This is a genomic window from Streptomyces poriferorum, assembly GCF_019399235.1.
Lineage (GTDB): Bacteria > Actinomycetota > Actinomycetes > Streptomycetales > Streptomycetaceae > Streptomyces > Streptomyces poriferorum.
In genome coordinates this window covers 1-5,917 of sequence record NZ_JAELVH010000351.1, presented here as the reverse complement: position 1 = coordinate 5,917, position 5,917 = coordinate 1, and the positions used below count along the sequence as shown (strand labels likewise).

At 71.3% G+C, this 5,917-nt stretch carries 6 protein-coding genes; 3 read left to right on the top strand and 3 right to left on the bottom strand.

Annotation, left to right across the window (positions count from 1 at the left end; translation table 11 throughout):
• Positions 1-130 precede the first annotated feature (130 nt).
• Together JGS39_RS35420 and JGS39_RS35415 are read left to right on the top strand one after the other, a co-directional pair.
• Positions 131-946, top strand: coding sequence for an inositol monophosphatase family protein (locus JGS39_RS35420; RefSeq protein ID WP_219573866.1), 816 nt, complete (start codon positions 131-133; stop codon positions 944-946).
• Positions 947-981: 35 nt separating this feature from the next.
• The gene (locus tag JGS39_RS35415; protein ID WP_219573865.1) at positions 982-1,866 is read left to right on the top strand and encodes a DMT family transporter; all 885 of its coding nucleotides are present in this window, start codon (positions 982-984) and stop codon (positions 1,864-1,866) included.
• A gap of 58 nt (positions 1,867-1,924) precedes the next feature.
• Here JGS39_RS35415 and JGS39_RS35410 read toward each other — a convergent pair whose 3' ends face one another.
• A complete protein-coding gene (locus JGS39_RS35410) occupies positions 1,925-2,437 on the bottom strand; it encodes a BP74-related protein (protein WP_306071101.1) in 513 nt (170 codons plus the stop codon).
• A 178-nt stretch (positions 2,438-2,615) separates the two neighbouring features.
• Between JGS39_RS35410 and JGS39_RS35405 the strand changes: the two genes are divergently transcribed.
• Positions 2,616-3,221 (top strand): Uma2 family endonuclease, encoded by a 606-nt coding sequence (locus JGS39_RS35405; protein ID WP_219573864.1) that lies wholly within the window; start codon positions 2,616-2,618, stop codon positions 3,219-3,221.
• A 63-nt stretch (positions 3,222-3,284) separates the two neighbouring features.
• On the opposite strand, the gene JGS39_RS35400 is transcribed toward JGS39_RS35405, so the two are convergent.
• Positions 3,285-4,814, bottom strand: coding sequence for a PTS transporter subunit EIIC (locus JGS39_RS35400; protein WP_219573863.1), 1,530 nt, complete (start codon positions 4,812-4,814; stop codon positions 3,285-3,287).
• Positions 4,815-4,861: 47 nt separating this feature from the next.
• Complete coding sequence (gene murQ, locus JGS39_RS35395; protein ID WP_219573867.1) at positions 4,862-5,827, bottom strand: N-acetylmuramic acid 6-phosphate etherase; 966 nt, start codon at positions 5,825-5,827, stop codon at positions 4,862-4,864.
• Positions 5,828-5,917: the final 90 nt, after the last annotated feature.

The following is a 5,917-nucleotide window of genomic DNA, read 5'->3' as shown; positions in this document are numbered from 1 at the left end:
GGCAGGAGCCGTGCGGGGGCCGGCCGCCGATAGCCGGCGGCGGAGCCTGGTGCCGTGGAGGCAGGAGCCGCCGATAGCCGGCGGCGGAGCCCGGGGTCGTGTGGGCAGGAGCCGCCGATAGCCTGCGGGCATGGTGAGCATGGGCACGGCAAGCGATGCGCAACTGGCCGTCGAAGCGGCGCAGGCGGGGGCGGCGGTGGTTCGTGGCATGTTCGGGACCGTGCTGTCGCGTACGGAGAAGTCCGGCGGTGACTTCGCGACGGCCGCCGATCTCGCGGCCGAGCAGGCCATTCTCGACGTGCTGCGGACGGCCCGGCCCGAGGACGCCGTGACGGGCGAGGAGAGCGGGGATACCGGTGCGGCCGGCGCGGAGCGCAGATGGCTGGTCGATCCGCTGTGCGGCACGCTGAACTACGCCGTGCGGAACATGCTGGTCGCGGTGAACGTCGCCCTGCGGGTCGGATCCACCGTCACCGCGGCCGCGTCGGCCGACCCCTTCAGCGGCGAGGTGTTCTGGACCGACGGCACACATGCCCGTGTCCGGAGGGACGGTGCGGACGAGGAGTTGGCACCCTCGTCCGGCTCCCGGCTGGTCGACGTCAATCTCGACGCCCCCTTCCCGAACGCACCGGACTTCCGGGCCGTGCACCTTCTCGCCGCCCCGGAGTTCGCCCAGCGGTTCCGGCCGCGTGTCGTCTCCACCACGCTGGCCGTGGCCTGGGTCGCCTCCGGCCGCAGGGCCGCGTACGTCACCGACGGCGACCTGCGCGACAGCGTGCACTTCGCCGCCGGGATCGCGCTCTGCGAGGCCGCCGGCTGTGTGGTGACGGACCTCCGCGGCCTGCTGGTGAACACCGGTGCGGGCGGACTGATCGCGGCGGCCGACCGGGAGACGCACCAGGCTCTGCTGGAGATGGTGAAGGCGCAGGCTCCGGCCGGACGCTGACCCGTTCGTCCCCCCTCCCGGAAAGGCGGTCCGCGATGCCGGTCGTTCTCGTGCTGCTGCTCGCCGGGACCTGGCTGCTCTCCGGCGCTCTGGTCACCGGCACGGAACCGCTGACCGTGGCGGTGGGCCGTACCGCCGTGTGCTGCCTGGTCCTGACCGCCGTCGCCGCGTCGTCCGCGAGCGGCCGGGCCGACCTGCGGCGGGCCGCCGCGCGGCCGGGGACCGTGTGGCTGCTCGGTCTGCTCGGCTTCGCCGGGTACGCGGCCGGCACGCTCCTCGCCATCCCGCGCATCGGCACCTCGCTCACCAACCTCGTCGTCGCGCTGATGCCGTGCGCCTCGGTGGCGGTCGGCGCGCTGTTCTTCCGCGAACGGTCAGGGCCCCGCAAGGCCGCGGGGGCGCTCCTGGCCTGCGCCGCAGCCGCCGGATACGCGGCGCTGGGGGCGGATGCCGGGGACCTCGACGCGGTGGGGCTGCTGCTCGTGGCGGCCGCGACCGTCGCCTTCGCGGTGTACGGATTCCTGTACCGGGACCGGCTGTCCGGGCTGCCGCCGCTCGCCGTGCTGCCGGTGCTGCTCGCCGCCGCCACCTGTCTGCTGCTCCCGATGTCCCTGCCCGCGCTGATCGCGCACCCGCCCACCCCGACGGCGGCCGGGGGCATCGTGCTGCTGGGCGCCGCGGTCTACGCGCCCGCCTACCTCGTACAGCACCGGCTCATCCTGCTCCGCGGCCCGGTCTTCACGGCCGCCGTGCAACTGGCCGTCCCCTTCACCGTCCGCCTCGGTGACTGGGCCCTGGGCGGCGAGTCCGCCCCCTCGCCCGCCGAACTCCTGCTGCTGACGGTGTGCTGCGCCGGGATCGCCCTCGTCACCGTCGGGACGGGGAACCGGTCCGTCGAGCCCGCCCCCTCCGGCCGGTGAGCGCAGGGGAAGGGCGGCGCCCCTGTCGGAGTGCCGCCCTTCCGCCGTGCAGCCGGTGCTACGGGGCCGGGACTTCCCGGACGAGCGTCGAGGTCCAGGGGCAGAAGACGTTTCCGGGCAGGAAGGGGCCGCCCGCCTCGTCGAGGTGGTCCTCGACGTACGGCACCGTCGCGTCGCAGATCTCGATGGCGTAGTCGAAGAAGCTCACGGTCTGCGGGTCGTAGTGGAAGCTCCACCGCGGGTTGTAGTCGGCCGGGCGCTTCACGATGCGGCCGACGACGTGCGGCTCGACCGTGGTCTCACCGTTCACCAGGGCCCTGGCGTGGTTGATCTGGCGCTCCTCGACCAGCTTCACGATGAACGTGCTCCGAGTGATGTCGGTCATCTCGAAGTACGCGGGCGCGACCGCCGCGTCACGCGCACCCTCCCGGCTCTGGGTGGCCTGGGCGGGCTGGGCCGCGGTGAAGGCGAGCATGGCCACGGCCGCGAGGCTTGCGGCCTTGGTGAAGAGGTGTCGCATGACGATCTCCAGGGGTGCGGGGCGGCCATGATGATCATGGTCGCTCGTCACGGAAGGTAGCGAAGTGATTGCAGAAAGTGAAATCGGCGCGCTGTCGGGTGGCCCGTCCTGGAGTGCGGGGTGTTCGGTGCGTCGGTCACACGATCGTGGGACGCTGAGGAAAGCGGCCCTGCGCCGCTGAATCGTCGATCTACGTTCCTTGGACAGGCTTCAGAAGAAGGGACCCGCGATGACCGTCGCGATGGTCGAACACCAGCAGGACTCTGAAGGCCGCCCGTGGGACTACCTGCTTCATACCTGGCTGGAACTGGACGTGCCCGAGGGGTGGCGCGCCGAGATCGACGAAGGGCAGATCGTCTTGGTACCGCCGCCTCATGCGCATCACAACGGGATCGCCGCCAAGGTCCAGCGCCGTCTCTACGCGAATCTGCCCGAAGAGCTGGGGATCTATCAGACCCTGGGGGTTCACGTGGCGCCCCTCGACAAGTTGTACGTACCCGACCTCGTGGTCATGCCGGCCGAGTTGATCGATGCCGCCGACTCCGAGAGCAGCGATCCGGTTGATGTCTCCGAGGCACTCCTCGTCGTCGAGATCACCTCGAAGGGCGACGCCCGCGACGACCGCACCAAGAAGTACCGTGCCTACGCGCGCGCCGGAGTGCCGATGTACCTGCTGATCGACCGGTTCGACACGCGTGGGGCGATGGCCACGCTGTTCACGGAGCCCAACGAGGACGGTACGTACAAGCGCTCCGACCCCGTGCCGTTCGGCAAGCCGCTTGTCATGCCGGCGCCCTTCGACGTCACGCTCGCCACGGACGCCTTTCCGGTCTGAGTCGGACAACGGAACGGCGGCACCCCACCGGGGTGCCGCCGTTCTCGTGGTTTCCGTGGTCCGTCAGACCCCCGCGGGTTCCTTCGCGGGAGCCTCCGGGCCGGCGCCGACCGTGGCCGGGCCGGAGGCCGTGACCGTGGAGGCGGCCGGTTCCTGGGAGACGTTGAACTCCGCCAGCAGGTCCTTGCTGAAGCCGAAGAAGTACGTGGCGACGAAGCCCGCCAGGTATCCGACGACCAGGCCGCCCGCGTAGATCGCGATCGTCGCACCCAGGCCGTGGTTGCCGTCCAGCAGCGGGAACAGCGCCCAGCCGGACGGGCCGATCGCGGTGGAGCCCACCGCGTCGCCGAGCTGGTTGAAGAAGCCGACGAACGCGCCGCCGAACGCACCGCCCACGCAGGCCGTGATGAACGGGCGGCCCAGCGGCAGCGAGACACCGTAGATCAGCGGCTCGCCGACGCCCAGGAAGCCCGCGGGCAGGGCGGACTTGATGGTCCGGCGGATCGACTCGTTGCGCGGGAGGCGGAAGAAGACCGCGATGGCGGCACCGACCTGGCCGGCACCGGCCATGGCGAGGATCGGGAGCAGTACGGTGTAGCCCTGCTGCTCGATCAGCGTGGTGTGGATCGGGATCAGCGCCTGGTGCAGGCCCAGCATGACCAGCGGCAGGAAGAAGCCGCCGAGGACGAGACCCGCGCCCGCACCGCCGTTGGACAGCAGCCAGTCGGCGAACGTACCGATCGCGGTGGAGACCTCACCCGCCACGTACATCAGGCCGAAGATCGTCACCAGTCCGGAGACCAGGACCGTCAGGGTCGGGGTGACCAGGACGTCCAGTGCCTCCGGCACCCAGCGCCGGCACCACTTCTCCACGTACACCGCGAGGACCGCCGCGCCCAGGGCGCCGAGGACACCGCCCTGGCCGGGGGAGAGCTTCTGGCCGAACGCCTCGATGTTCGCGACGCCCGGGAAGACGATGATGGCCGCGACCGCACCGCCGAGGATCGGCGTGCCGCCGAACTCCTTCGCCGTGTTGTAGCCGACGAAGACCGCGATCAGGGCCATGAAGCCGGACGCCATCGCAGCCAGGGCCGGGGTGACCGAGGGCAGCCACTCCAGGTTGACCAGCAGGCCGTTGAGGCCCGCGATGATGCCGCAGCCGATCAGGGCCGGGATCAGCGGGACGAAGATGTTGGCGATCTTGCGCAGGAACAGCTTGAACGGGGTGGCGTTCTTCGCCTTCCTGGCCGCCTTCATCTCGGCGCCCTGCGTGGCCAGTTCCTCCGCGGTGAGCGGGGTGGCGGCCGGGTCGGGTGCCGGGGCCGATTCCTGGCCCTCCTTGACGAGCTTCTCGAACTCAGGAGTGACGCGGGCGACCGTACCGGGACCGAGAACGATCTGGTACGTGTCGTCCTCGACCACGCCCATGACGGCGGGCACGGCCTTCAGTGCCTCGTCCTGGACGAGCGAACGATCGTGCAGACCCAGCCGGAGCCGGGTCATGCAGTGGACAACGGAGCTGACGTTCGCGGCGCCACCGACGAGCGGAAGGATCGCGGCGGCAGTGGCGCGGTTCTTGTCTTCTGTAGCCATGGTGCGTGGTGCCTTGCTGTGCGGGGAGCGGAGGTGGTGCGGGAGGGTCAGGTGGTGCGGGGGGCTGCGGCGAGCGCGGCGCGGAGGTGGCCGTCGGACGCGGACAGCAGCGTGGCCGCGGTGGGACCGTCGACCTGGCCGAGGATGGTCAGGATGGCGTTCTTCACCTCGCCGTCGGTGGCGGCCAGCGCGGCCTCGATCTCGGCGTCCGATGCGCCGGTGGCCAGCGAGACGATCCGCCGGGAACGGGCGCGGAGCTTCTCGTTGGAGGCGCGCACGTCGACCATGAGGTTCCCGTACGTCTTGCCGAGCCGGATCATCGTGATCGTCGAGAGCATGTTGAGGACGAGCTTCTGTGCCGTGCCCGCCTTGAGCCGGGTGGAGCCGGTGAGCAGCTCGGGGCCGACGACGACTTCCAGGGGGTGCTCGGCGGCGGCGCCCAGTGCGGAGTCCGCGTTGCAGGACAGGCCGATGGTCAGGGCGCCCTGGGCGCGGGCGTGCTCCACGGCCCCGATCGCGTACGGAGTACGGCCGGAGGCGGAGATGCCGACCACCGTGTCCTCGGCGGTCAGGCCCAGCGCGTCGAGGTCGGCGGCGGCCAGCTCCTTGCTGTCCTCCGCGCCCTCGACAGCGGTGACCATCGCGGACGGGCCGCCCGCGATCAGGCCGATCACATCGGCCGGGTCGGTGTTGAAGGTGGGCGGGCACTCGCTGGCGTCCAGGACACCGAGCCGGCCGGCGGTGCCGGCGCCCGCGTAGATCAGCCGGCCGCCGCGGGTCATGCGCGCCGCGATGGCGTCGATCGCCGCGGAGATCTCGGGCAGCAGCTCGGCGACGGAGGCCGGCACGGTCCGGTCCTCGTCGTTCATGATCCGGGCGATCTCCGCGGTGGCCAGCCGGTCGATCTCGGCGAGCTCGGGGCGGAATGCCTCGGTGGTGAGGGTGGCGAGCTGGGCGCGCAGTTCGCCGTAACCGTCGGGGGTGGTGGCGTCGGCGTCGGTGAGGGAGGTCATGGAGAGCGGCTCTGCTTTCTTGAACTCGTGCGGTTCTGCGGGTGCGGGTGCGGGGTTGTGCCGCTGGTCAGCGGGTGCGGGGGGTGTGGC

What these genes read in the sequence shown, in the direction of transcription:
- JGS39_RS35400 (WP_219573863.1), bottom strand. Translation starts at nt 4,814, where the DNA reads ATGGCTACAGAAGACAAGAACCGCGCCACTGCCGCCGCGATCCTTCCG.
- JGS39_RS35415 (WP_219573865.1), top strand. Translation starts at nt 982, where the DNA reads ATGCCGGTCGTTCTCGTGCTGCTGCTCGCCGGGACCTGGCTGCTCTCC.
- JGS39_RS35420 (WP_219573866.1), top strand. Translation starts at nt 131, where the DNA reads ATGGTGAGCATGGGCACGGCAAGCGATGCGCAACTGGCCGTCGAAGCG.
- JGS39_RS35405 (WP_219573864.1), top strand. Translation starts at nt 2,616, where the DNA reads ATGACCGTCGCGATGGTCGAACACCAGCAGGACTCTGAAGGCCGCCCG.
- murQ (WP_219573867.1), bottom strand. Translation starts at nt 5,827, where the DNA reads ATGACCTCCCTCACCGACGCCGACGCCACCACCCCCGACGGTTACGGC.